The sequence below is a fragment of the Caballeronia sp. GAFFF2 genome, from assembly GCF_023631485.1.
Classification (GTDB): Bacteria; Pseudomonadota; Gammaproteobacteria; order Burkholderiales; family Burkholderiaceae; genus Caballeronia.
Genome location: NZ_JALQDA010000130.1, coordinates 1 through 200 on the forward strand (window position 1 = coordinate 1; position 200 = coordinate 200).

General features: G+C 62.0%; 2 tRNA genes. Both read left to right on the forward strand.

What is annotated here, in order from left to right:
* Window positions 1-76: transfer RNA gene (locus NCT04_RS34395), tRNA-Glu, on the forward strand.
* 47 nt (window positions 77-123) lie between these two features.
* Window positions 124-200 (forward strand) — tRNA-Asp (locus tag NCT04_RS34400).

A 200-nucleotide genomic window follows, 5' to 3' on the forward strand; every position in this document is an offset into this window, starting at 1 on the left:
GTCCCCTTCGTCTAGAGGCCTAGGACATCACCCTTTCACGGTGAGTACAGGGGTTCGAATCCCCTAGGGGACGCCAGCACATCGGCGGCTGCTAGTAAGAAGCGCTGCCTGGAAGTAAGCGCTGGAGCGGTAGTTCAGTTGGTTAGAATACCGGCCTGTCACGCCGGGGGTCGCGGGTTCGAGTCCCGTCCGCTCCGCCA